Below are 26,521 nucleotides of genomic sequence, written 5' to 3'. Positions count from 1 at the left end.
ACCGCAGAATACAGCGATACCGCATCTGTGCCGGAAATGTGGCGAGCAGACGCACAACCAGGTCTTCTGCACGGCGCTGTTTGTTTCAGAGTTTCGCGCCCGATGCCCAGCCTGCGACGAGATGGAGTATCGCGATCTCTCGCGTGAGTGCCGCACTCCAACCATCGGCGGCGATGACTTCGTGACATTTGTGAATGGTTTTTGATTTGGTTTCGCGAGGTCCCGGTTGGGTGCAATCAACCGGGCTCGCATGCAAACGCTGTCCATGGAAGGGACGTGATTTATTATGTCAACGGTAGAAGAGAGTTCAATCAGCGCGTCACATAGAGGCGCAAAAAGCATCGGCGAGTTGGGGGGCCATTCTCAACTGAGCAATCCCGGCTTGCGTACACGCAATTCACGCAATTCACAAAACACCTCGGCGACATCGAATTCTGTGGATTCGGTGAATTCTGTGTACGGGTCTGGAGATTGGTGTAAACCAACCCCTCTCGATTCCGGAACGGTTCCACCGTTTCCTGTGGAGTCGCTTCCGAGCAGCATTTCGCCGTTTATCAGGGATCTTGCTGAGTTCACTCAAACCCCGAACGATCTTGGCGGCGGGATGTTCCTGGCAGCGAGTGCGATTGCGTTGCAGGGCAAATATCGAGTTGAGATCCGGCGAGGGTGGATTGAACAGCTATCGATTTACATCATCAGCATTCTTGAACCAGCGAATCGCAAGTCTGCAGTTCTTGCGCGAATCGCATCGCCCCTGAGGCGGTATGAAGAAAGGAATTTGCAGGCGCTGGCTCAACCGATCCGAGCGGCGAAATCAGATCATGAAATCAAGACGAAGCTTCGTGCGAGGCTCGTGGATGACATTGCCAAGTCTCCATCGGATCGCGACATGCTCCTGCGAGAGCTTCAGGCACTCGACGAAGAAATTGCGGCCTGTGTCATTCCCTCCGAGCCGCGTGTGCTGGCAGATGACATCACCCCTGAATGCCTGGCTACCCGCATGGCTCAAAACGGTGGCCGAATGGGTGTCCTCGCAGCCGAGGGGGATCTGTTTGACATCATGGCAGGCCGGTACAGCAAGGGGTCTGCGAACATCGGAATTTTCCTCAGGTCTCATTCGGGAGATGAGTACCGCGTAGATCGAGGCAATCGACCATCTGAACTTATCAAGCAACCAATGCTGTCCCTCGGCTTCTGTGTTCAGGAAGAAGTCCTGAGGGGATTAATGGGGCAAAAAGGCTTTCGTGGCAGGGGGCTTCTGGGGCGACTGCTTTATCAGCTTCCAGCGTCGACTCTTGGAAATCGAAAGATTGATCCCGACGAGATCGATCCTTGCGTCGAAGTTGAATACGACAGAGTCATGCGATCGCTGTTAGAGATTCAACCCCAAACAACTGACAGCGGTGACTGGATTCCAGCGACCCTGACACTGTCCCATGACGCCTATTCTGAATTCAAGAAATACATGATCGAAATCGAGCACGCGCTCGGTGATTTCGGAGACATGGCAACCGTCACGGACTGGGGAGGAAAGCTCGTTGGAGCAGTCGCACGAATCGCTGGAATTTTGCATGTCGTGAAGCACTCTGAACGCTCCTCGATTCCGTTGGAAATCGATGCTGAAGTAATGCAGTCCGCGATTAGCATTGGCCAATACTTCCGCTCCCACGCCGCCCGAGCCTTCACCGTCATGGGCCGCGACGAATCCTTCGCAATGGCTGAGCACATTCTGAAGGTGATCAAGAAAAACAACTGGGATATGTTCACCAGGAGGGGCCTCCATCAGATTGTTCGCCGTCGTGTGAACGACCCCGACGAGCTCGACCCAGCCCTCAAACGACTCGTCGAAAATGGATACCTCAGACAACTGGACCAGATCGCGCAAGGACCAGGCAGAAAGCCTTCGGAGTCCTTCTCTGTGAACCCCATTGTCCACGGAATGGACTCTTAGAACCCGTACACACAATTCACTAGATACACAAATTCGCGAGCGGAGATACGCATGAGCGAACAGCATCTGTTCACATTGCCGACGGCCTGTAGCGGCTGTGGCGCATCACATCAAATCCCAGCAGGGCCAGATCATTGGAAATGCGGGGCCTGCGGTTGGCGCAATGTCGTCACTACAGAAGGCAACTCACGACCAGTGATCGATATCGCTGGCGCGGGGCCAAGACGAACTCGACGATCCCGTCACAGCAGTTGGAGGTGATCATGCCACGAATGTCGAAGCATCGAGGCTTTCGATGTCAGGCGGTGCGCAACGGCGAGCAGTGCAACGGGATGACCGACAGTCGCGACGTGCGACACCACGAGAACGGATCGATGTCCATTCGACGCAGATGTTGTCGAATCTGTGGCGCAATCATCGCGACCGTCGAAACTGCGATTCGACTCCCACAATCAACGACCAGACCGCCGAAGGAGCGATCATGAAAAAACAACCGAGGAGTGATCCAGGTGAACAGTTACTGAAAGCGTTTATTCAAACGTACATCGCCGTCGAATGCCCGGAGTTTTTCCGTGAGCGAGCTCGAATCGATCGCGCCAGACAACGCCGCGAGAAGAAGAGACGTGAGCGACGCATGCCGAAAACCGTTGACGAAGATCACCGGAAAAACTGCGCTCGCGAGATAGCAAAGCTACTGATCCATGGACCGATACCCGCATCCGAACTGCGTATCAAACTCAGAGAAGCGGGCTTCTTGAAGCCTCTGGTTGGATCGGTGATGGTCGAGCTCAAGGTGCGTGAGAAACAGATCGAACGCCCTGGCCCCGTGTACGCGATCCTTCACGAAAGCATGATCGACAGGGTGCGAGAGTTGGTGGGGGAAGGGGAGATGGTCTCAAACAGCACCTCGAAAACCGCACTTGCATCGGACGACTCGACCACAAGCACAAGCAACAAATGAGCACAAACGTGTGCTGAAAAACGGGTTACGCAAAGTGCGTCCCGCAAACACCCGAAACCTCGCGGGTTTTCTACGAGGCAGATCCCACGGAAAGGGAAAACCCATGACTGAATCGATGGATCTATTGGCGCTCACGCTACAGGCCCGTGAGCAACACGCGCAGTTCGAACGAGCCTCAAACGATGCGTTGCACTTCGCACGTGCCGCTGGTGAGTCACTGCACGACATTCGACGCGCGTTGCCACACGGCAAGTTTCACGGCTGGATCCACGGCAACATGCTCTTCGCAGTTGTCACGGCCTGCAATTACATGCGACTCGCAACGAACTGGGCGAGGGTTGAAAATCTGCTGGCTGAAACCCCGGGCCTGACCTTGCGAGCAGTGCTCAAAAAGCTGTCCTCGCATCGCGCGACAAGTGAAGGTCGAGACCAGTTGTCGTTCCATCCACCGGTCGCCGGTCAGTTGGTGATAGGCCTCCTCAGGGATGATTACGATTGCGCCGTGGTGCAGTCGATGCCTCGCCAGCCTGGATTCTCCCAGGTTGGGGTTCGCCAGGGGAATGTAATCACGCTGCTGGATCGCTGCGTCGAACACGATGGACTGGACTCTGCGTTGCGATCGATGGGAGTAGAACCATCGACGGTTGATTGGTGCCAGCCCATCCCTGCGACACAGGCCAAGAATCCCCTATCACCACACCCCGGCTGGAAGTTCGAGGAGCTACCGAAGCTCCGACGCGAAGAGGCAGTTGTCGAGAAACATCTCGCAAACCTTGGTGCTGTCATGGAGTCCCTCCAGCGGGTGCGAGATTACCGCTTGCACGCCAGAACTCACGGAACATTCGAGGGCTATGCACGCGATCGCTTCGGACTCGATCCCGAAGACCTTGAACGCATGCGGCAACTCGCAGAAGATCGGCAGATTGCCTGAGAGCGTCCAGCCGACTCGCCACGTTGCGCCATACCGCCCGATCTTTAACAACTCGACACAACAGCCAGCCAGAAGCGAAATCGCCTACAGAGGCCCATCCTGGCCACCACAGAGTAAATGCTCGAAAACGGACGTTTGGCGATGTCGAAATTTGACATAGATCAATTGATCTATGTCAAATATAGATTCCAACTGTGGTGATAGCTGCTCGCCAAATTTGTTGAGCGTGACGAGCGCCGACGTTGTTGATGGATTTATCAAAAACCTAGTCGATCACATCCAAGAGTCATAGCACTCAGATGGCGACAAATGGCAGTGAAATCGGTTGTTTGAACGCTAGATCGACTCGAGGTCTATAGAGCTAGAAACACGTGGTGTCATGGTAGGGAAGTTGTTCACAGATTTGTGAAAAACTCTCATCACGGGTCAAGCCGAAGGGCGATCTCATCAACATCAGTAACGATCGCTAATCGTGTGCGATCAAGGGTGATCAATGACGACTGTGGAGGGGGTATGCGGACAACACATAAGCTCGAAACGGCGACCGATCGGAAATGGGGTTTCCCATACGGAGTCGATGGTCTGCTGTCGTTCGAAAAAACTCAAGAGCTGCTTGGTGGCATGTCGCGAACGTCGATTGAAAGACACGTAAAATCAGGTCTCTTGCGTAAGGGAGGAAGTGGCAAAGTCTACTTCTGCAAGCGATCCGTCTACGACTTCATTCGAACATTGGAGAAGTGATCTGATGACGAACCAGCTAATTAATATCGAAGTCAGAGAACTGTCCCCTGGTCAACCATCCGAATCCGTCAATGCTCGCGACTTGCACAAGTCCGTCGTTGAGTTCGCCCAGGGCCTGGAGAAGTAGCACTGGTCGATTTGGCCAGACATGCACCTGGACCGCGAGCAAACAGAGCGATTCGAGTGATTCAATGGACCTTGCATTTCGTCGCTGGGCTCAGCTATGCTCGCGGTCCCTATAGAGATCAGTCGACATCTCAAATCGTCGGCAGTCACAGCGAACCTAAAAAACCTCAGCGAAAGAAAAAGTCCATGCCTGGATGGGCGTGATGGTAGGCTAACGATCCATCGGAGCGGCTCGCTGCTGCTCTTAGGGCGCCGGTCCAGGCATGGACTTCCTTTTCCCCATCCCTCGGGGAATGGAAAGGTGCATACCCATGCACTGCGCACCCTCGCACGTCGCGACCGTTTGTAAGGCACCTCTGGCCGAGTTTCGCGCCAAACGCTCCGAATCACGCCCACCAGACAAGCTGAATGTTCCGCAACTGTCACCGAAGAGAACTGGTCGTCAACGGCGGATTGATCGACGAACCGAGCTGATGAACCAGGTCCCATTCTGCTGTGAATGCGGGCGTTATCTCGTGAACCACTCGGGCCGGTTCAACAGTGCGAATCTTGTTCGCGGTCGGTTGGCCTGTCCGGAACACGTTTCCCAAGTGAGAGATTCCGCAAAACTCGCGGTGAGTGCGGGCGACGTTCCCACGATTGACAACATTGCTGAAGAGCGGGTGTTCATCACCCCAAAAGGCTATCGACATCTCGCGCGGTGGAAAGAAGAGCAGCAACGTTCCAAGCTCAAAGCCCAACTGATGGCGCAACTTCCGATCTGCGATTACTGCGGCTGCGAGTTGGTGGAATCGCCACACACCCAGCATTCGGCTCATCTGGTTCAAGGTCGGTTGTCATGTCTTGAGCATGTCAAAATCGTTCGAGCCTGTGCATTCGCTGAGTCCGATCTCTCGATCATCGTGAAAGCGTCATAGCGGGAATCTCGAAATCAGCAAATCGACTCCCACACCCAACAACATTTCAGACATTTATCAATCCGCGACCACGAGTCGCCAAAAGGAATACACCCATGTCCACGCCGACAGAAAACATCGTCGCGATCTACGTTTCAGAGGGAAAGTCATTCACCAGCATGCGAGAGGCGCTGGTCGCAGCAAACACCGCAAGCTCGCTTCGTGATGGCCAGCCGATCGACATCAAGGTCGGGTACATCCTGGCGGATCAGTTGCAGTATTTGACTTCGGTCACCATGACGCGTCGTGAGTTCAGGCGAAAGTCAAAGCGGATCAAGAAGGCGCAGCAGCGATTGCGCGTAGCCTAGTCAAAGTCAAACCATCGCCCCGTCGGCATTTCGCTGCCGGGGCATTTCTTCCGATCAAAGATTGCAACATGGACAAGAAAGCTTGGGTTCACCAGATCAAGAGCCAAGTCGCCAAGTACGGCGAGGACAAGGCGAGCTGGTACTGCACCTGGAACGATCCTGAAGGCAAACGATGCACGAAGAGTTGCGGACCGGGCAAGATCGGAAAGTCGGCAGCCAATAAGCTGGCAGACAAAACGCACGCGGAACTCGTCACTGGTACGTACCAATCGAAGTCAAAGAAGACCTGGGCGAGGCTGCTGGCTGACTACAAGGAGAAGATTCTCTCCCGAATGGACGGCCCTTCACGGATGGCCGCTGAGATCGCATTGAACAACTTCCAACGCGTCGCGAAACCCAACTCCGTCACCGCGATCAATCCTGCCAAGATCGACGACTTCGTGACAAAGCGACTGAAGGAGTCGGCCAGCAAGGGTCAGTCGGCTGAGTCTGCGAAGAAGAAAGAGCGCCCGACGGTCTCCCCTGCGACAGTAAACAAAGAACTCCGATATGTGCGGGCGATCCTGAACATTGCCGAAGAATGGAAGTACATCGCTGCGGCTCCAAAGGTCCGGATGCTGAAGCTACAGAAGAAGCTTCCGACATTCATGCCACCGGAGCACTTCACAGCAATCTACGTTGCCTGCGATTTTGCCAAGCGTCCTTCCCGAGTTCCGAACATTGCTCCGGCAATCTGGTGGCGAGGGCTTTTGACCACGGCATACATGACCGGTTGGCGGATCTCGCAGCTGCTGTCGCTGAAGTGGACCGACATCGATTTGGAGCAAGGGTACGCCGTCACTCGGGCCGAGGTCGAAGGAAATAAGGGAAAGCGGGACGACAGGATTCCGCTCCACGAGATTGTGATCACGCACTTGCGGCCATTGGCGGCCAGTTTCGATGAGTATGTGTTTCCCTGGAACCAGAATCGACGCGATCTGTGGCCCGAGTTCCAAGCGATTCAGGCAGCGGCGAAGTTGGCGGACGAATCCCCCCTGCCCTTGGGCGGGAAAAACGGCAAACCATATGGCTTCCACGACGTCCGCCGAGGGTTTGCGACCATGAACGCGGAATCAATGGACCTCTTCGAACTTCAGGGGCTCATGCAGCACAAATCCCTGGAAACGACCCGCGAGTACGTAAATATGGCCCGGCGGTACAACAGCAAAGTGAAAAATCTGTTCGTTCCGCCAAATCTCAAGGCCGGTGAGACTGGCTGAACCTCGCGACGATTTGATTCGCTGGAGGTGGAATACAGGTGGAACAACTTTCCAGAAACGCAAAAGGACTCACACCGAATTGATGTAAGTCCTTTTGCTGTCAAGTGCCGAAGGTGGGACTCGAACCCACACGTCTTTGAGGGACACTGGATTTTGAATCCAGCGCGTCTGCCAGTTCCGCCACTTCGGCCTGCGTTTCACAGGAGGAGAATGATGATCGGGGAAGGCGTTTCCGTCAAGCTTCCGCTCATGGATCTTTCTGACGGAAGGACAATTCCACGCGGGTTGGATCGATCGAAGGGACCAATCCACGCCATAAACCCCTATCAGCCATAACTCGATTCAAATTATGGATTTCGCTCAATCGACGACAGCGAGGAGCCTTAGGAGCGAGAACACGAACCGCTCAGGCTGCCTTTTTCAGGACCAAACAGGTGTTGTTCCCGCCGAAACCAAAGGAATTTGACACCGTCACGTCAACATTGACGGATTCGGGCTTTCCCCGGACGTGACGAAGCATCGCGCATTCCGGATCGGGGTGATCCAGATTGATTGTCGGAGGAATCAACTGCTGATCCAGCACGGTCAGGCAGGCCACCGCTTCGATCGCCGCCGCAGCGCTCAGCAAGTGACCCGTCAGCGATTTGGTGGAACTGATCGGAACCTGATCGACGGACTCACCGAGAACCGACTGAAGAATCTTTGCCTCGCAAATGTCACCAACCGGGGTTCCGGTCGCGTGCGCATTGATGTAACCGATTTCGCTTGGAGAAATCCTGGCATCGCCCAGGGCCTGCTGCATGGCCGCGATTCCATGCTGTGGTTCGGGACAGGGGATCACCATGTGAAAGGCATCACTGCTCGCCCCGAATCCGGCGACATCGGCGTAACGGCGTGCGCCGCGGGCCTTGGCCGCCGCAGTCTTTTCGAGGACGAACACGGCACCCCCCTCGCCCAGAACCATTCCATCGCGATCCGAATCGAACGGACGAAGGGCTGCGTGAGGCGTGTCATTTTTGCGCGACAAGGCTCGCAGATTACCGAAACCAGCCATCGACAACGGTGTCACTCCGATATCACAGGCACCGGCCAAACACAGATCGACCCAACCCATTTCCAGCCAGCGGCGGCCTTGAGCCAATGCCCAGTTGCCGCTCGCACATGCGGCCGAGATCGTCAGTTGTGGACCACGCAGATTGAGGAACCGATGAACCTTGGTCGTCATTCCCGCGGGCTCTTCGGTCGGATCGAATGCCCGACGACCGCCACGGCGATAGTCCATTTCCCAGCTTTGCATCCATTCCGCGCCCAAGCCCAGTACCAGACCGATCCGTAGCCCGGACGGTCGGTCCTGCAGGCCGGCGTGGCGCATGGCCGTTTCAGCACACCAGATCCCGCATTGCTCAATTCGCAGACGCGAATAGTACTCGGTCTCGTCGAACCCTTCGGGGCAGGGAATCTTTCCGATCAAACTGGCGATTTGACTGGGGTGATCGCTGACATCGAATTCCGCGACCGGTTCGATTCCTGAGACTTGCGAGAGCAGATTGTTTGTGAATTCGTCGTAGGAATGCCCCATCGAGCAAGTCAGTCCCACTCCCGTAATGCAGATCGAATCTTGCGTCATCGTTCGTTACTTTCACCGAGGAATCACACGAGGTGTTTCACAGTCATCGCGACGATCGCTCGATCGAACATGCACAGCATTCCTGAACGCTGCAAGTCGATTGAAGCGAGTCGCATTCCCACTTACGCGGCCTTCTTCTTTTCTTCGTTTGTCCCGATCGACAGCGGAATCGTCGACGTCATTGGAATCGGCAAGGCATCCCATTCGACGCGAAGTCCTCCGCCAAGCATCGCCACGAGTGGCTTGGTCGTTCCCGATAGCAATGCATCGAATCGCGACAGAGCCGTCTTCTTGGCAGGAACGGCCAAGTCGGTCGGGGCCGCTGTGTCATATCGAATTCGCATCCGCGCATCGCCACTCGATGCGGTGAGTGGTTGCAGTGCGACGGCCAGTGCCGTACAGCGAGACTCGCGTAGCGCGTCGCCTTCGGTATCGATTAATTCATCAGGTTCCCAGCCGCAAAAGATCATCCACATCCCAGCGACCGAGGGATTATCCAGCAGCGATGTGGCGGTGATCCAGGCATCCGTCTCACCGTCGAGTCCGCCGCCGACACCCACACACGGTCCGTGACAGCCGAGCGCCAGTCCGACCATGCTTGCGGGTGAGTGCAATGACCGGTTCGGAACGACCTGTACCGAAACATTCCACGGCCCTTCGGCCGCGAACTTCACAAGTGATTGCGCGAACGCCGTACGCCCCAAATAGCGACTGGAACAGACGACGCCCCAATCGCGGTACTCGGATGTCGCCTGGGGAAACTGCTGGATCGCATCTTTGACGGTGGCCAGCGCGGCGAGCGTCTGTTCGTCCGTGTGGCGCAACAGGCTATTGCCGAGATCCCCGGGGAGTTCCTTGGATTTTTTGCGCAATGCATTCACGTCGTCTGGGGTAAAGCGAAGCGCCGAATAGGCGACGACTTCACATTCCAATGTACGACAGGTCTCGGACGCGCGTGGCTGCGATGCAGTGGTGTTCATCGACGCGTTGATCCTTTGCAGGATGAAGGGCAAACAATGCCCAGGGGAATTGAATTAAAGAATGGAACTGAAACCGACAGGTTGTCGCAATCTGAATCTGACAGTTCAGCGATCAGGTCTGCGCATCGGACATTGTGAACGTGATCATTCGTTTTGGGCCGTTCGAATCTGTTTGAGTTTGATTTCCACGGTATGCCCCACTTCGACCGACTGTTGCCGAACCAGGCGGCCTTGTTCGTCGAACCAGAGTTCCGCCGGTGATGGCCCATCGACTTTGAAATGCTGACATTTAAGTGCTCGCCCCGCATGGGTCAGACTCGCCGGACCGACTGCGGTCAACGTGGCCTGATGAGTCTTTCCGCTATCGACATCAACGATCGGGAACGGCTTCGATCGAATTTCATGACTCGGCAGCTGCCAATAGGCGGTGGTCATCACGCCCTTGGTCGATCCATTGACCGGCTTACCATTGAACGAAATCTGTTGAATGTCGCCGTCGAACTTCAGCGAAAACGCGCGTTTCTTTCCGCCATCTTCGACATGAATGTCCGATTGCAGCAGTCGCCCCTCGTGCCAGACCTCGGTCCCCGAGAACTTGAACACATACGCGTAGACCACAAAATCGAGGCGAAGATCGGTTTGGATTCCGACTTCCTGCTTCTCGCCTTCGGACTTGATTGTCAGCCGATGGGTGCCGGCGGTCTTGTTGTCGACTCGGACTTCGAATTCACGAATTTCAATCGGTTCAGAGCTGGAAGTTGCTTTGGCCTGAACAACTTTGTGACGCGGAGAGAACGGGTCGGCGGCGCGGACTTGAAGTGTAGATTGTGCGATTGTCGTTATCGCCACGGTCGCGATGAGAAATGACGTCAAACGAGTCGACGCAATGAGCCTTGTTAGCCAGCGATGACACATGATCTCCTCCCTGAAGCACCGTGGTTCGCCGGAACGACGTCTGGCCCGATGACCGACGTTCCTCATTTTGTGAAGCGGTGCGTCTTCCTGACTTTCCCACTTCACAGACACAATGCGCGGGCAAGTCTAGCGACTTCTTGTTTTGCCACTAGACCGCTCCGCAAAAAAAACGCGAATTTAAGTATTTTCTACAAAGAGTCGTCTTGTGACATCTGCCAAAAGTTGATTTCATCTGCGACTGTTCGGCTTGGCGGATCGGATTCCGGGTTCGTCGAACGATTCGTGCGTCGCAGGAAAAAGGCTCCGCTTTCGACGCGAACTGGGGGGCCTCCCATCATGGATGAAATCGGGAGAGATCGTGATCACACGAGAAGAAATCCGCGCAACACTGACCAAGCTGTTTGAAGCCGAAACCGGCGAAACGTTGGACTCGCTGACCGACGACCAGAACATGGCCGAGCACTTGGGGCTCGACTCTGTCGACATGGTCAGCCTGATCATGCAACTGGAACGCCACTTTCGAATTCGGCTCAGCCACGAAGAACTGGCGAACGCCGTACAAGTGGGACAACTGCTGGACATCGTCCTGCAAAAGGTGAACGACCCCAAAGACGCGGCTCAATCCAGTGACGCTCCATCGCAGAAGAAGATGGCAGCGTAACGCTGGCCCCCCTGGCTGTGAGTCTGGATGGACGTCATCCTCCACATGGCAACTTCGATTTTGACTTAATGCACCGCGCCACATGCTGTCATGCGGCGCGGCCACGCATTCCGATCATGAGCCGGCGGACGTTCCGCTTTGGCACGCAAAGCCAATTAACGAATAACGAACTCCGTGATTTTTGCCGCGACAGGAACATGGAAGAGTCCTGTTCGAGCGATCGGCAGCCTTCGAAATCGTTACCTCATTCTGTGCGTTCCTTTCGTAGAAGGTCCCACCATGTCAGTCGCCACGACGCGCCGCGGCGCTTCACCTGAAGCCATTCGACAACACTACGACGTTGCAAACGCCTTCTATGAACTGTGGCTCGATCCGACCATGTGTTACTCCTGCGCGCTGTGGGAGGACGATGAACCGGACTCAATGCTGGAACAGGCGCAACTCCGAAAGCTCGACTATCACGCATTGCAAGCCGGCGCAAAGGGTGCCGAGCGAATTCTGGATGTCGGCTGCGGCTGGGGGGCTCTTGTCCGCCGTCTCGTCGAAACGCATGGCGTCGGTCACGCCACCGGCTTGACGCTGAGCACGGCACAGGCCGAGTGGAGCGAAGAGCGTCCCGATCCGCGAGTCGACATTCGCATCGAAAGCTGGCTCGACCACCAACCAGACAGCCCCTATGACGGAGTGATTTCCGTCGGTGCGTTCGAGCACTTCGCGAAGGCGGAATGGCCGGACTCACAACGAATCGCGGCCTATCGCGAATTCTTCAAAAAGTGCCATCAGTGGCTGAAGCCGAGCGGCCGCCTGTCGCTGCAAACAATCGCGTACGCGAACGTCGATGTTGAGCACGTTCAAGAACAAGCCGACACGCAGTTCTTCTTCAAAGAGATTTTCCCGGAATCGGTCCTGCCGACGCTCGCCGACATCATCGCGGCCAGTGATGGCCTGTTCGAAGTGGTGAATCTCCGCAATGATCGAGAACAGTATTTCCGCACGTGCCAGATCTGGTACCGCAAATTGATCGCGTGTAAGGCCGACGCACTCAAAATCGTCGACATGGATACTTACAACCGGTTCGTGCGGTATCTAAAACTCAGCTCGTTCGTTTTTGGCTCTGAATACGCCGGACTGCTCCGAATCGGATTCCGCCGCTGGAATGAACCGCGAAAACAAATCGACTGAAGCGTTTTCGCTGCGGAACCAATCCGATTCAGCCCGAGTCAATTCGAGCGACGCCACTGCGTGTTAAGTACGCGGTACAGTTCAGCCTCGTTCCCAGGCTCCCGATTTTGAAGTTATCCTCGTTCCCAAGCTCCCGCTTGGGAACGCCTCTTGCGATCTCAGTCAAAGCGGAGACCGAGCTCAGTTTCTTCCTACACGCGCCTGATACGGCGAAGCGTTCCCACCGGGGGGGCGAGGAAAACGTGCCGAGTGGGTTGGCGCGTTCATTGATTCAGGCGGCCCGAGAAGCGTTATCACTCGGCCGTTTTCGCATTGAATTGCAGTGTCTCGTCAAATGCCGCACGAAGACTCAGGTCCCAAGATACGAGAGCGAACCGGCGTGTTGATTTCATCGCCGAGCCTGGGTGGTGACGACGAAGACTCTTCTCAACCCCAATCTCCGCTTGGTTGAAATAAAGGGGGACAGGCACCTTGCGGAGCCAGTCCCCCTTTATTTCAACACTCCGCGCGCTTTTCAGCTCGCCTGAATTCCTTCCCCCCTCCTGTCACACACAATACGAAGACGATTCTGGTACTCAGTTTGCGTGATCGTCAATGCGGGGCGTCTCCACAGTCGACAGTCGCTGCAAAATGAGCAAGCTGGCGCCGAGCCCCGAACAGCAGGGGCCTTCCAACCAGGTCCACCAGATCGGCATCCCCTCACTGAGATCGATGCCAATGATCACGAACCCCTGCACGAGCATCGCACAGGCGAGAAACGTGATGAGCGACGAATACCGTCTGACATCGCACGAGATGAACCACAGCAGCAGCCCATACGACGCATACCAGATGGATGTGCAGCGCGCCAGGTATCCCGCGATCGGCTCGGCCGGAAACGTGCCCATGCCCAACATCTGATGACTGGTCGAGATCCAACTGCGCGGTGAAAACACGGCTGCCAAAGCGATCAGGTCGAACAACCCGATCACACGCAACATCCAGACAAGCCAGCGACTGCTGTTCGGCTCCATGCAGACGGACCTCATACGCCCTACATTTGCTCGGCCACACCGATTCCGAGCAGACTGAGCCCTTGTTTCAACACTCGCGCCGTCGCATCACACAATAGCAATCGGCTCGAGCGCAAGGAGGCAGGTTCGGCCGTCAGCACCGGGCATTCGTTGTAGAACGAGGCAAAGCAGTTCGCCGTCTCGTACAAGTACTGCGTGAGCAGATTGGGGCGATAGTCGAGACTGACATCGATCAACGCATTGGAGAATCGATTGAGCTGAAGCGCCAACGCGCGTTCGGCAGGCGTCGTCAGTTCAATCGCGTGACCGGCAGACCGCAACTCCTGTGGATCCACTCCACCCTTCCGCAGGATCCCACAGACGCGTGCGTAGGCATACTGGTTGTACGTCGCCGTATCGCCAGTTGTCGCGAGCATCTTTTCCCAATTGAACACATAGTCGCTATCGCGATTGTGGTGCAGATCGGCATAGATGATCGCGCCCATTCCCACCAGTGTAGAAACGTTCGCACGATCGGCGTCGCTGAGATGTGGGCTGTTTTCATCCACGATCTTCCGAGCGTTTTGCACGGCCTCGTCCAGCAAGCTCTCGAGACCAATCGTATCGCCCGATCGTGTCTTATAGGGACGACGATCTTCGCCCAGCACGGTCCCGTAGCTAACGTGACGGAACTCAGTCTTGTCGTAGCCCATTTTCTTTGCTGTCGCAAACAGCAGTTGGAAATGCTCGCTCTGCCGGGAATCCACGACGTACAAGCTGGCGTCTGCGTGCAGGTTTTCCACGCGGTACTTGATCGTCGCCAAATCCGTGGTTGCATAGGTGTAGGCACCGTCGGCCTTCTGCACGATGAACGGCGCGTCATTGCCTTCGACGAAGACGCAGGTCGCCCCGTCGCTGACCACGGCCAGGTTCTTCTGTTTCAGTTCCTCGACGATGCCGGGAAGCATTGGGTTATACCAGCTCTCGCCCAGCGCCATGTCGAACTTGATACCCAACCGCTGATACATGACTTCGAGTGCCGCCATGCATTTCGGCAGAAATTCGTCCCAAAGCCGTTTATTCTCGGCATCTCCCGCGTGGAGTTTGGCCGTTTCGCGGCGAGCCAGCTCACCAATCTTCGGGTGGGCTTTCGCCAGCGCCAGCATGTCCGAGTTCGATTCAAGCGTCGCGCACTTCTTCTCGGCCGAAGCGATTTCATTTCGCAAGTCGGCGAACTCCTGGTCGGCTCGCTTCGAGTGCCGAAGGGCATCCTTATCGCTGGGATTCGCCACGGCGATCTGCTTCACGGCTGCCGCTGCGGCTTCGCTCGGAATGAGTTTTTCGCGCAATTTAGGCAGGTTTGCGACGAGATCGTGATAGTCCGACAGGTTCACGACGAGGCGGTACATGCGCGCCAGTTCGGCGACGGGATCACGCTGATAGGCTGCGTCGTCACGAAAGTGCTTGTAGCCATAGATGATCATCCCGAACTGCGTGCCCCAATCACCGACGTGATTATCGGAGACCACATTATGCCCCAGAAACCGCAGAATTCGGTCCAGCGCATTGCCGATAACAGTCCCTCGCAAGTGACCGACATGCATCGGCTTGGCCACATTGGGGGACGAGTAATCCAGTATGTAACGACGAGGAGCGGCCGCCACAGCCACTCCAAGTCGATCGTCCTGAGCCAGCCGCGTGGTCTCGCTCGCCAACCGGTCGGTCTTCAGCCGAAAATTGATGAAGCCTGGACCAGCGATCTCGGGCGGTTCGCACAGGTCAGCCACGTCGAGCTTCGAGATGAGCGTCGTCGCCACGTCGCGCGGGGATTGCTTAAGCTGTTTACCCAGCGGCATCGCGCAATTGGCCTGAAAATCGCCGAACTTTCCATCCTGGGCGGGCTTCAGCATGTCGACAAAGGCGTCGGGTGCGTCCGTCAATGTTCCCAAGGCCGTCCGCAGCCGCGATCGCAATTCCGTCAGAAAATCCATGAACGTAACCTGCTAACAAATCATCCCACAAACACGCTCGCGCCCGGGCGTTCCAGACGATGCAAGCCAAGGATTCTAAATGACGACGGGAAATTATGCTCGCAAGCCGCGAGAATTTGTGCAGAACGAGTTGATTCCCCACTAAAAAATCGGCTTGATGAGATACGCGCCCTGACGAGCAACATTTCCCACATCTTTGCTGACAGGCCAGGCCTGCAATTCCTCGGACGACAGCGGTGAGAGGAGAGGCAATAACGTCGACGAATCCTGATTCATCGGATCGAGCCATTGATCAAAACGTTCGGTCGGCAGGATGACCGGCATTCGATCGTAAATCCGTTCCATCATCGAGTTCGATTTGGTCGTGCAGATTGCACACGTCTCCAGAAATTCACCGTCGGACGACTGCCACGATTCCCAAACCCCAGCCATCGCCATCGGTGCCCCACTTCGCAGCGTGATGTAATACGGCTGCGAATCATGCGGTGAGAGAAACTGCCATTCGTAAAACCCACTGGCAATGACGAGACAACGACGACTTTTGAATGCGTCTTGGTACAGAGGACACGTCACAAGCGTTTCCGATTTGGCGTTGAAACTGCCCGTCGGCTTCACCCCGGTTGTGCCAGAAGGAATCAAACCCCATCTCGCCGAAAACAGCTCGCGACTATCAGCGATCACACGGACGCAAGGCACCGGTGTCGTCGGACCAACGTTGTACCGAGGCGACCAATCTTTGATGACATCAAGACCGCGCGCAATACTAAAATGTTCCTGGACGTTTGCGAGAGGAATTTTGATCGTGATTCGTCCGCACATCGACTTGCCCAGATGAATGATCGAGATTTTGACGGCACGCGACTGTGCTTCTCAAAGGATTTCGACGATTGTAGCCTCATGATCCGGAACAATGCAGAGAATGATTGCCAAATCAATTCGCTCTCCACGACAACCAGAAAACCGATGAACAACATTCGTCATCCAAAACCTTACCGCGCCCGATCGGCAGTTGTTGTCTCATTCGCGTTGATGGGCGTTACGATTGGGACGATCTCGCAGATTTCGTTTGATCAAACGCGAACATTCATAGGCCGGGGCCGCCATCGAATCGAAAAGAGCTCGAATCTTGTTCCGACAATTTCAGAACAGACAACCTACCTGACCAATCCTGTGATGCCTGACGGACGAATCGACTATTTCTCTGCGGTGAATTTACAATTTAGCCGACGGACGACGCCCGAGAACAATGCTGCCGCATGCTTTGCGAAACTCGGTATTGGTATCGCGGATTTACCACCTGAGCAGCTGGCGCAAGTCTGTCATCTGCTTGGCGTCGAATCACCCATGACAAAGGCGGGATGGTTTCAGTTTCTCAATGATCCTGATGAACAATTCCTAACGAATTTGATGACCGCCAAGTCCCAGCCGTGGGCCGCAGAAACAGCCCCAAAGCTTTATGGTTGGATCAGTTCGAACACAGCGGCACTCCAATCTGTCATTGAGGGAACGCACCTCCCTCATTACTGGGCTCCAATCTTAAGGTTCGATCAAACGACTCGCCTGCGTGATGCGTTTCTGACGATGCACGACGATTGCGGCGAGATCGCGCAGTGTCTCGCAGCACGCGCAATGAACCATTTGCACCAGAAAGATCTTCGAGGCGCCGAGAAAGACCTTCTTGCCTGCCATCGCCTTGGCAGACTGGTAAGCGGATCTCCGTTCTTCACGCCCTTGGCAATGGGAATGGGAATCGACCATATTGCAGGCCAGGGAGACAAAGCCTTGCTGGAGTACGCTCGACTGAGCGCGGCAGAGGCAATGACGTACCAGCGCAAACTACGCGAGCTACCGCCACTGCCACTGGCCATTGACAATCTTGACTTCGCGGAACGCCTGGCCATTCTCGACGCAGTCTCGTCGCTGGACCATAGTTCCCGGGTTCAACTGCAGTTCGGTGCAAACCGCCCTGAATTGAATGCGGACGCGATACGTCAGACGATGCTGGACTCGACGTTGCGTGTCTGCAACGAAAAATTGGATAAATTCGCCGCAGCCGTACGATTGCCTACATTTTCTGAGCGCTCGAAGGCGACTGCGTCCCTAATGGTGTCCCTGGAAAGTGAGATGGACGCTGCGGGCCACAGACTGAAATCTGGCTTCGAATACAAGACAGAAGAAGAGTTAGGCCATGACATCGCGATCATCCACCTCTGGTTGAATTTGCCCCCAATTGGCACCTTGCTCATATTGGAAACTCGCGCTCAGATGCGGCATGAGCTTCTACTCATTGGATTCGCGCTGGCAGCCTATCGCGCGGATCATTCGACCTTCCCAGAGAGTCTTGATGCCCTCTGCCCCGATTACTTATCAGTCGTCCCAACGGATTTATATAGGGATCAACCAATGACCTACAGGAAAGATGGGGATAGCTACTTCCTCTATTGCACCGGCGCCAATGGAATCGACGATAAGGGACAAGCAGCGAATTCGATCGATTCCGAGGATGATGTCGCACTCCACGTCATCTACCGATGAGCGCGATCGCGCTCACGATCCCACTCGTGCGGCGACGGGGACACTTGACGCGGTATCATCCGAATTAGACCCCAACTCCAAATTGGAAGGCACGACAATCGTTGACGTTCATCTATTATGAGCGAGTTAGAACAGCGTCTTTCGGACCGGATCCGTTGTGGGAAAGTCGTCGTGCATCTTGAGACGCTCGATCAGTGCATCGAAGCCACTCTGCTCGGCAAATGAGCGCTCCGTCTCTGAGATGCCGATGAGTTGCAGGAACGCTGCTCGGCCACTGTCCTGATTGAATGTTGGCGGGATGCGGATTGGTTCCGTCACGAGCAGGTATTTCAATTCGCTGGTACCCCAATCGATTGCGTGCCCCAAAGGGACGCGGTCGCCGATTGTCATGGGATCGGAATCGGGATGCTGGCCCAGACACAAAGCGATCTGGTAGCACATGATCTGATGCACGCGCTGAATGGGCCACTGGTCTTGAGTGGGTGTTTCCAGCACGAATTCACAGCCAAACCCCGACACGGCCGCACGATCGGGTACGGACTCAAACCATTCATTTGACAGCCCGGACGAGACATACAGCCACGAGTTACGGGCGGCTGTTGGAGCGAATCGAATCACACCGCAGCTTGCCCATCGCGGGTCGGCGATTCCCCCCTTCTCGAGATTTTGCATGGGGATCGTGAAGATCCCCTCAGCCTGCGTTCCAAAGAAATTTGGATATAAGACGTCTTCTCGATGCGCCCAAATGCGTTCAAACCAGTCTGCTTTTTCCATCGTGTCGGTCATCATGAGCTTTAAAGTGAATTCGGGCCATTAATACGATTACACCCATTGTAGCGATTGAAAGTTCTCAGCGGACACTGCGTGTCAGGCCGGAACTTCTCGATTCAGCCTCCACGCATCAAAATCAGCCGGTGGAACTCTCGAATCGACAGCCGAGATGCCGATCGTTAGACAGGTCCTGCCAGGGATCAATCCATAGCGATCGTCGACGGAACTTCGCCACGAAGAGGAGAAACTCTGGATGAGCGGCAACCCGTTTGAAGCCCCATTGTCGGATTTGAATCCCGAAACCGATCGAGATGCCATTCATCTCGGCGAGGTGTGGGTCGACGGCAAACAACTGGTTGTCAGATCCAACACCGTACTACCGCCCTTTTGCATTAAGACGAACGAACCAATCCCTGAGTCGGAACTGATCAAAAAGACGCTCACGTGGCTTCCGCCCGCCTACGCTCTGGTGCTACTGCTCGGTGGACCACTCCTCCTGCTAATTGTCTACCTGCTTGTGCGAAAACAGTGCGTGCTGACCTACGGCATCGCATCGTCAATTCGACGCAAACGACGAAACCGCATCTTGCTGAACTGCGTCATTTCGTTGTTGTTATTTCTGGCGATCCCCCTGACCGCTCCATTGAAATCGCCAGTTCCGATGGTGACGGCACTTCTTGCGTTCATTGGCTCGATTGTCTCGCTGCTGCTGATGGGGTCACAGCTTCGAATTACCAAGCATCGGAAGGGCGAATTTTGGATCTCTGGATGCTCGGCAGATTTTCTTGCTCGGTTTGAGGCACAACCGAACTCCAGCGACGGATTTGAACCATAATTCGCGAAGTTTGGCTTCAGAGCTTCGCGGCTTCCCAGCCAGCCAATGGAGTGAATGCGTCCAATTGACGGGCTTGTTGGTCAGGCTTATGATCTTCAGATTGTTTTCGCACCAGTTTCTCACCCCATTCCGACACTGTGATTTCATGTTGCGTTTGCACGTCGGTCGTTCTGTCGTCGGTTCAGCGATCCAGATCGCTCGAACGATTCGCATTGCGATTATTGGAGACCTGTAGACGGCCTTAGGGTGTGAGTTTCGAAGACAACACAAGCCCTCGGGTCGTACCTGAGGGCTTTTTTTCTTGATGCAATTTCCGAAAGCAGTTTCATGGCCCGAATCCAGATCTATGACACCACGCTCCGCGATGGTAGCCAGGGCGAAGGCGTCAATTTTTCTCTGCAAGACAAATTGCTGATCACGCAACGTCTGGATGATATCGGTGTCGACTACATCGAAGGCGGCTATCCCCTTTCCAACCCCAAAGATGCTGAGTACTTCGCGCGTGTGCGAGATTTGCCGCTCAAGCAGGCCAAAATCACCGCGTTTGGAATGACCCGCCGCAAAGGCTGTGCAGCCGAAGACGATATCGGCATGTGCGCGTTACGTGACGCGAAGTCACCCGCTGTCACGATCGTCGGAAAGACGTCTGATCTGCATGTCTTCGAAGTGTTGCATATCGATGAAGCGGAAAATCTGGCGATGATCCGTGATTCGATCGCGTTTCTCAAAGCGGAAGGACGCGAAGTCCTTTATGACGCCGAACACTTTTTCGATGGATTTCGTGCGAATCCCGACTTCGCCCTGCGGACTGTCGTCGCCGCTCAAGATGCCGGTGCCAGCACGATCGTGCTTTGCGACACGAACGGAGGGCGGCTTCCTGAAGAGATCGCCGCCGCCGTCGACGCCGTTCGAAAAGTTCTCCGCGTACCGGTCGGCATTCATTGCCACAACGATTGCGAACTCGCCGTCGCGAACTCTTTGACCGCCGTCGATCACGGTGCGATCCAGGTCCAGGGTACAATCAACGGGATCGGCGAACGCTGCGGCAATGTCGACCTGATCAGTGTCATCGCCAATCTGGCTTTGAAGAAGGGATATCAAGTCCTGAACTCGGACGGCCTGACCCACCTGACCGAGCTGTCTCGGTATGTCTACGAAATTGCGAACATGAACTTTCGCTCGGGCCAGGCGTTCGTTGGAACCAGCGCCTTTGCACACAAGGGCGGCATGCACGTGCATGCCGTCAATCGGCTCGCATCGAGCTACGAGCACATTCCGCCCGAGACGGTCGGCAACCAGCGACGCGTGCTGGTCAGCGAACTGTCTGGTCGCTCGAACATCGTCGCCAAGACCACCAAGTATCAGATCGCTCAGAACAACGAACTGATGGCACGGATTCTGGAACGGGTCGTCGATCTCGAAAACGAAGGCTATCAATTCGAAGCGGCCGAAGCGTCGTTCGACTTGCTCGTCCGGAAAGAGGCCGGTGTGTACGAGCCTAAGTTCCAGCGATTGCACTATCGCGTCAACGTGGAAACCGCCGCGGGACAAGGGACGATCACTGAAGCCACGGTGAAGCTGCGGGTCAATTCGCACATTGAACATGTCGTCGCCGAGGGCGATGGGCCAGTGAACGCACTCGACAACGCCCTGAGAAAGGCACTTTCGAGCGCCTATCCGACGCTCTGCGAGATGCAGCTTGTCGACTATAAAGTGCGCGTCATCAACTCAACCGAAGGTACGGCGGCTCGAGTTCGCGTGGTCATCGAAAGTCGTGACCACACAGACGTCTGGAGCACTGTGGGGGTCAGCGAAAACGTGATCGAAGCCAGTTGGCTGGCCCTGGTCGATAGCGTCGAATACAAGTTGTATAAGGACACCGAATCAAATCCGAACAGCGTCTGATCGGAGGAACTCACATGAGTATCGAGCTGATTGACGACTTGCGCGACGGTATTGACGTGCATCTGACGCCGTTGACTGAAAGATCGCAGCATCCCCCTCGGAAACAATCACATTCGAACCAGGCTCGTTCGGGAAGTTGTCCCTTTCGGGCCAAAGTTTGCTTTAACCGTACTCTCGATCTCATTTGAAAATATCCCACAGCGCATGACTACAGAAATCCCCAAGCAATACGACCCCGCCGCCGCTGAAGCTCGATGGTTCCCGTTCTGGGAAGAACGAGGTGACTTCAACGCTGATCCACCACAACTGGGAGAACAGCACCCCAAGCCACCGCACGTCATCATGATTCCGCTGCCCAACGTCACCGGCGCATTGCACATGGGGCATGCCCTGAACGGCACGCTGCAAGACCTGCTCACGCGGTGGCGAAGAATGCAGGGCTATGAAGCGCTCTGGATGCCCGGCACGGACCACGCGGGGATCGCCACTCAATCGGTTGTCGAAAAACGGATGCTCGAAGAAGAAGGCAAAACGCGCCATGACATTGGGCGTGAAGCGCTTGTCGAGCGAATCTGGAAATGGAAAGACGAATACGAGGCCCGCATTCTGTCTCAACTGAAGCGGATCGGCGCAAGCTGCGACTGGCGGCGCGTGCGATTCACGCTCGACGATGTTTGCTCGCGCGCCGTCCGAGAAACATTCTTCAAGATGTTTAAGGACGGCTTGATCTTCCGTGGTAAACGACTGGTAAACTGGGATACGTTCCTGCAAACCGCCGTGGCCGACGACGAGGTGTACGAAGAAGACACCGACGGACATTTCTGGACGTTTAACTATCCCGTTGTCGATGAGAGCGGGACGACGACGGGCCAACGGATTTCGTTCTCGACGACGCGTCCCGAAACGATGCTCGGCGATACCGCCGTGTGCGTTCATCCCACCGATGAACGCTATCTGGAATTGATCGGAAAACACGTTCGCATCCCCGTGAATGGCCGCGTGATTCCCATTATCGCCGACGCGCTACTCGCCGATAAGACGTTGGGAACCGGTTGCGTGAAAGTGACACCGGCCCACGATCCGAACGACTACGCCTGCTGGACTCGCAACAAAGAAAAATTGGGCGAGCCGATCAATATTCTGAATGCCGACGGCACGCTGAACGCGAACGGCGGTGCATGGCAGGGTCAAGATCGTCTGATTGCGCGCGAAGCGGTAGTCGCCGAGATGGAAAAGCTCGGCCACTTTGAAAAGGTGGAAGACCGGAAGATTCCCCTCAAACACAGCGATCGCTCCAAAACGCCAATCGAACCGTATCTGTCGGAACAGTGGTTCGTCAAAATGGACACGCTGGCTCAGTCGGCCATTGATGCCGCAAACGATGGCCGCGTGACGTTCTATCCCGAACGTTACCGCCAGTCGTACCTGAGCTGGCTCGGCGAGAAGCGAGACTGGTGCATCAGCCGTCAATTGTGGTGGGGCCACCGCATTCCAGTGTGGTCCAAAACATTCGACGTGCAAGATGTCTTCAGTTTGCACCAGTTCAAACAAGCAGTCGAGAAGCATCCGCAGCGACATGAGTTCGCGGTGCGCGTGTCTGATCCAGACCAGGGCAAAATGAATGTCATGGTCTGCCTGACCAACTGCGATCGGCCACTGGAGGAATTCTTCGAACAACTGGGATTGGAACGCGATCCCGACGTGCTCGACACCTGGTTCAGCTCTGCCCTCTGGCCGCATGAAACGCTGGGTTGGCCGAATCTGGAACAAAACCCGCCGCTCAATGGGAAGCCCGACGAATCAGGTTCAGGCCAGAACGAAGTACTCTCGTACTTCTACCCCGGCAGTGTGCTGGTGACATCGCGCGACATCATCACGCTGTGGGTGGCGCGAATGGTGCTGACGGGTCTTTACAACATGGGCGACATCCCATTCCGCCATGTCTGCATTCACCCCAAGATCCAGGATGGATTTGGACAAACAATGTCCAAGTCGAAAGGCAACGGAGTCGACCCGATCGAGTTGATCGAAAAGTATGGCTGCGACGGCATGCGATTCACGATCGCTTCGTTCGCTGGCGAAACGCAAGACGTCCGATTGCCCGTCGGATATGAATGCCCGCATTGTCAGGCCGTGATCCCTCAGGAGCAGCAGCACCTGAAGTTCAAACCCGGCAAACCAAAAATCAAATGCTTCAAATGCAAGAAGGAATCACAGTACGCCACGCCGAACTACATTCCTGACGATGGCGAGCCGGTGGCGCGCATTGTCATCGAACGATTCGAGTACGGCCGGAACTTCTGCAACAAACTTTGGAACGCGGCGCGGTTCGCGATGCTGAATCTCGAGGGCTATACGCCCGGTGCGGTCGATCTCTCGCAATTGGCGATCGAAGATCGCTGGATCTTGTCGCGTCTGGCGACGGTTACCGACGAAGTCACTTCGCTGCTGGGAATCTACAAATTCGACGCCGCGACGCGATCACTGCGCGACTTCGTCTGGAACGAGTTCTGTGACTGGTACCTCGAAATGATTAAACCGCGGCTGCGAGACGAAGCCCTCAAGCCGACGGCTCAACGCGTGCTCGTGACAGTCCTTGACACAACACTGCGATTGCTTCACCCGTTCGCGCCCTTCATCACGGAAGAATTGTGGCAACGCCTGCGAGAGATCGCTCCTGAACGCGGACTACCAGAACCAGCGACGACCGAGGAAGCCATCATCGTCGCCCCATGGCCATCGGGCCTGACCGGTCTGCGCGACAATGCGCTCGAGTCTCGTTTTCAACGCCTACAGGACCTGATCATCGCCGTTCGCAATGTGCGAGGCACCTACAACATCAGTCCGGCGATTTCGGTCGCAATTTCAGTCCGTTGCTCAGACGAAATCGCGCAGGATTTGAAACAGGTCCAGCCGCAATTTGAACTGCTAGCCAAAACAACGTTGACGGAAGCCGGGGCGAATGTCACACGACCAAGTGCGAGCGCCAGCTTCTCACTGGGCGATGCAGACGGCTACTTGCCGCTGGAAGGTCTGGTCGACCTGAAAGCGGAAGTCGAACGACTCAAGAAAGAAGCCGAAAAATTGCGTGGCTTCATCGCGGGACACGAGAAGAAGCTGACAAACCAAAGCTTTGTCGACCGCGCGCCCCCAGAAGTTGTGCAGGAAGTGCGTGGCACGTTGTCGGGCCTACAGAAACAACTCACGAGTGTCGAAGAAGCCGTCCAACAGCTCTCGTAAACACTAACGCCTAAAACAAACGTGCCGTGAAGTCTCAACGAAGGCTTCACGGCACGTTTCGTATGCATCGGAAGGTCCGAACGGATTTAGCCAGCCGCCTTGGTCTGGTCGGCGTTCAGCTTGTTGTAGAGTGTCTTCAGAGCGATCCCCAGTTCCGCGGCGGCCTTTGGCTTGTCGCCGTTGAACTTGTCGAGCGCCTTGTAGATCAGTTCCATTTCGATTTCACGCAGAGTCTTAGGCGTCGACGATACCGCGACAGCGGGCGTCTTGATCGACGTGACATCGATATTGCGCAGCAGGTGCGACGGCAGATCCTCGGGTCGAATCGTGGTGCCATCGCACATGATTGTCGCACGCTCGAGCGCATTGGCCAGCTCACGAACATTCCCAGGCCAGTCGTAATTTTTGAGTACCGCGACCGTCTCGGGAGACAGCATCGTGTCAGGGACATCACGTCGCTTGAGGTATCGAGCGATCAGCGTCCGGGCCAATTCCGGGATGTCATCTTTTCGTTCGCGGAGTGCGGGCAAGGCGATTTCGAACGTATTGATGCGGAAGTACAAATCTTCGCGGAACACGCCATCGGCCACCATCTTTTGCAGGTGCCGGTTGGTGGCACACACGACGCGCACATCGACATGAAACGCATCGTTCTCACCCACGCGGCGAACTTCACCCGATTCGAGGAACCGCAGCAGCTTGACCTGCATTCCCTTGTCGAGTTCGCCGAATTCGTCGAGGAACAGTGTTCCGCCGTTGGCCACTTCAATCAGGCCTTTGCGCGACTTTTCGGCGCCGGTGTAGGCTCCCTTGCCGTGACCGAACAGTTCGCTTTCGACCAGATGCTCGGCGAGTGCCCCACAGTTCACAGGCACAAACGGCATGTTGGCTCGCGGACTCAGGTCATGGATTCGGCGGGCCACCAGTTCCTTACCCGTCCCGGTTTCACCCTGAATCAAGACGCTCGAATCTGTCGGCGCGATTTTTTCGCAAAGCTTTTTGACCATCAGCATCGGCGCCGAGTGCCCGATCAGATCGGGTGACCCTTCCACCGCCTTCAGGCGGCTTTCCAGCGCGATCGTCTTGTTGGTCAGCATCCGCTTTTCCGCGACGCGTTTTAGTGCCGCCGAGATTTCAACCAGCTTGCACGGCTTGCGGAGAAAATCGTACGCACCACTACGAACAGCCTGAATCGCGGCATCGATATCGCCGTGACCGGTACTGATAATCACTTCGGTCTCGGGTGAGACCCGTTTGATATGTTCGATGACGTCCCAACCGCTTAAGCCTGGCATGCGCAGGTCGACGATCGCAGCGTCGAACGGTTGTTTGTCTAATGCCTTGAGAGCGGCATAGCCATCTTCACACATGACGACATCATGTCCCATGCGCGGAAGTTCGAGTTTCATAACGTCGCGAATCGCCGGTTCGTCATCGACGAACAACACTCGCAACTTTTGAGTCGAGGCAGCTGTCAACGGGCTATCTCCTTGCCCAACCGAGCGGTCTCCTAGACCACTGGCCGACGCAGATCCAATCCTTGGAATTGTCGTGCCGAATCCTTCAATGGAAGGTCCATGTGATATCACAGTTATTCAATCGCCGCAATGGGCGTTCTGCACTTCCTGCCGGTCGAGATCACCGCCGTGACGCC

At 55.6% G+C, this 26,521-nt stretch carries 22 protein-coding genes and 1 tRNA gene; 14 read left to right on the top strand and 9 right to left on the bottom strand.

Going from position 1 to position 26,521, the window contains the following annotated elements:
- The first annotated feature begins 286 nt into the window (after positions 1-286).
- From OSO_RS0137470 to OSO_RS0137430, 8 genes are all read left to right on the top strand, one after another.
- The gene (locus tag OSO_RS0137470; protein WP_083843073.1) at positions 287-1,951 is read left to right on the top strand and encodes a YfjI family protein; all 1,665 of its coding nucleotides are present in this window, start codon (positions 287-289) and stop codon (positions 1,949-1,951) included.
- 481 nt (positions 1,952-2,432) lie between these two features.
- Positions 2,433-2,912 (top strand): hypothetical protein, encoded by a 480-nt coding sequence (locus OSO_RS0137460; protein WP_157606033.1) that lies wholly within the window; start codon positions 2,433-2,435, stop codon positions 2,910-2,912.
- A 103-nt stretch (positions 2,913-3,015) separates the two neighbouring features.
- A complete protein-coding gene (locus OSO_RS0137455; protein ID WP_010587881.1) occupies positions 3,016-3,843 on the top strand; it encodes a protein-tyrosine phosphatase family protein in 828 nt (275 codons plus the stop codon).
- 513 nt (positions 3,844-4,356) lie between these two features.
- Positions 4,357-4,584, top strand: coding sequence for a hypothetical protein (locus OSO_RS0137450; RefSeq protein WP_010587880.1), 228 nt, complete (start codon positions 4,357-4,359; stop codon positions 4,582-4,584).
- A 4-nt stretch (positions 4,585-4,588) separates the two neighbouring features.
- Positions 4,589-4,711 carry a hypothetical protein gene (locus tag OSO_RS52350; protein ID WP_261340401.1) on the top strand — a complete coding sequence of 41 codons (123 nt, stop codon included), beginning with the start codon at positions 4,589-4,591 and terminating at the stop codon, positions 4,709-4,711.
- Between the two features lie 310 nt (positions 4,712-5,021).
- Complete coding sequence (locus OSO_RS0137440; RefSeq protein WP_010587879.1) at positions 5,022-5,627, top strand: hypothetical protein; 606 nt, start codon at positions 5,022-5,024, stop codon at positions 5,625-5,627.
- 95 nt (positions 5,628-5,722) lie between these two features.
- Positions 5,723-5,974 carry a hypothetical protein gene (locus tag OSO_RS0137435; protein ID WP_010587878.1) on the top strand — a complete coding sequence of 84 codons (252 nt, stop codon included), beginning with the start codon at positions 5,723-5,725 and terminating at the stop codon, positions 5,972-5,974.
- A gap of 68 nt (positions 5,975-6,042) precedes the next feature.
- The gene (locus OSO_RS0137430) at positions 6,043-7,233 is read left to right on the top strand and encodes a tyrosine-type recombinase/integrase (protein WP_010587877.1); all 1,191 of its coding nucleotides are present in this window, start codon (positions 6,043-6,045) and stop codon (positions 7,231-7,233) included.
- Positions 7,234-7,338: 105 nt separating this feature from the next.
- Here OSO_RS0137430 and OSO_RS0137425 read toward each other — a convergent pair.
- From OSO_RS0137425 to OSO_RS0137400, 4 genes are all read right to left on the bottom strand, one after another.
- A tRNA-Leu gene (locus OSO_RS0137425) sits at positions 7,339-7,423 on the bottom strand.
- Positions 7,424-7,639: 216 nt separating this feature from the next.
- A complete protein-coding gene (locus OSO_RS0137415; RefSeq protein ID WP_010587876.1) occupies positions 7,640-8,860 on the bottom strand; it encodes a beta-ketoacyl-[acyl-carrier-protein] synthase family protein in 1,221 nt (406 codons plus the stop codon).
- A 122-nt stretch (positions 8,861-8,982) separates the two neighbouring features.
- Complete coding sequence (locus OSO_RS0137405; RefSeq protein WP_010587875.1) at positions 8,983-9,840, bottom strand: hypothetical protein; 858 nt, start codon at positions 9,838-9,840, stop codon at positions 8,983-8,985.
- Positions 9,841-9,984: 144 nt separating this feature from the next.
- Positions 9,985-10,755: a DUF6134 family protein gene (locus OSO_RS0137400; protein WP_010587874.1), complete on the bottom strand. Its 771-nt coding sequence runs from the start codon at positions 10,753-10,755 to the stop codon at positions 9,985-9,987.
- Between the two features lie 358 nt (positions 10,756-11,113).
- Here OSO_RS0137400 and OSO_RS46685 point away from each other — a divergent pair, with 358 nt between their 5' ends.
- Complete coding sequence (locus OSO_RS46685) at positions 11,114-11,416, top strand: acyl carrier protein (RefSeq protein WP_157606030.1); 303 nt, start codon at positions 11,114-11,116, stop codon at positions 11,414-11,416.
- A 279-nt stretch (positions 11,417-11,695) separates the two neighbouring features.
- A complete protein-coding gene (locus tag OSO_RS0137385) occupies positions 11,696-12,598 on the top strand; it encodes an SAM-dependent methyltransferase (protein WP_040593869.1) in 903 nt (300 codons plus the stop codon).
- A gap of 575 nt (positions 12,599-13,173) precedes the next feature.
- On the opposite strand, the gene OSO_RS0137375 is transcribed toward OSO_RS0137385, so the two are convergent.
- From OSO_RS0137375 to OSO_RS46680, 3 genes are all read right to left on the bottom strand, one after another.
- Positions 13,174-13,626, bottom strand: a complete 453-nt coding sequence (locus OSO_RS0137375) for a hypothetical protein (RefSeq protein ID WP_029247864.1) — start codon at positions 13,624-13,626, stop codon at positions 13,174-13,176.
- Between the two features lie 5 nt (positions 13,627-13,631).
- Positions 13,632-15,581 carry an arginine--tRNA ligase gene (gene argS, locus OSO_RS0137370; RefSeq protein ID WP_010587870.1) on the bottom strand — a complete coding sequence of 650 codons (1,950 nt, stop codon included), beginning with the start codon at positions 15,579-15,581 and terminating at the stop codon, positions 13,632-13,634.
- A 141-nt stretch (positions 15,582-15,722) separates the two neighbouring features.
- Positions 15,723-16,400 (bottom strand): SOS response-associated peptidase, encoded by a 678-nt coding sequence (locus tag OSO_RS46680; RefSeq protein ID WP_010587869.1) that lies wholly within the window; start codon positions 16,398-16,400, stop codon positions 15,723-15,725.
- Positions 16,401-16,544: 144 nt separating this feature from the next.
- On the opposite strand from OSO_RS46680, the gene OSO_RS0137360 reads away from it, so the two are divergent.
- Complete coding sequence (locus tag OSO_RS0137360) at positions 16,545-18,116, top strand: hypothetical protein (protein ID WP_157606027.1); 1,572 nt, start codon at positions 16,545-16,547, stop codon at positions 18,114-18,116.
- Between the two features lie 126 nt (positions 18,117-18,242).
- On the opposite strand, the gene OSO_RS0137355 is transcribed toward OSO_RS0137360, so the two are convergent.
- Positions 18,243-18,890 carry a suppressor of fused domain protein gene (locus OSO_RS0137355; RefSeq protein WP_157606023.1) on the bottom strand — a complete coding sequence of 216 codons (648 nt, stop codon included), beginning with the start codon at positions 18,888-18,890 and terminating at the stop codon, positions 18,243-18,245.
- A gap of 250 nt (positions 18,891-19,140) precedes the next feature.
- On the opposite strand from OSO_RS0137355, the gene OSO_RS0137350 reads away from it, so the two are divergent.
- The 3 genes from OSO_RS0137350 to OSO_RS0137335 all read left to right on the top strand — a co-directional run bounded on the left by OSO_RS0137350 (position 19,141) and on the right by OSO_RS0137335 (position 24,867).
- Positions 19,141-19,722, top strand: coding sequence for a hypothetical protein (locus OSO_RS0137350; protein ID WP_010587866.1), 582 nt, complete (start codon positions 19,141-19,143; stop codon positions 19,720-19,722).
- Positions 19,723-20,049: 327 nt separating this feature from the next.
- Positions 20,050-21,627 (top strand): citramalate synthase, encoded by a 1,578-nt coding sequence (gene cimA, locus OSO_RS0137340; RefSeq protein ID WP_010587865.1) that lies wholly within the window; start codon positions 20,050-20,052, stop codon positions 21,625-21,627.
- Positions 21,628-21,831: 204 nt separating this feature from the next.
- A complete protein-coding gene (locus OSO_RS0137335; protein ID WP_010587864.1) occupies positions 21,832-24,867 on the top strand; it encodes a valine--tRNA ligase in 3,036 nt (1,011 codons plus the stop codon).
- 86 nt (positions 24,868-24,953) lie between these two features.
- Here OSO_RS0137335 and OSO_RS0137330 read toward each other — a convergent pair whose 3' ends face one another.
- Positions 24,954-26,345: a sigma-54-dependent transcriptional regulator gene (locus OSO_RS0137330; protein ID WP_010587863.1), complete on the bottom strand. Its 1,392-nt coding sequence runs from the start codon at positions 26,343-26,345 to the stop codon at positions 24,954-24,956.
- Positions 26,346-26,521: the final 176 nt, after the last annotated feature.

This window comes from Schlesneria paludicola DSM 18645 (genome assembly GCF_000255655.1).
GTDB classification, from domain to species: Bacteria; Planctomycetota; Planctomycetia; order Planctomycetales; family Planctomycetaceae; genus Schlesneria; species Schlesneria paludicola.
The sequence above is the reverse complement of the archived record's forward strand: the minus strand, read 5'-3'. Positions and strand labels throughout refer to the sequence as shown.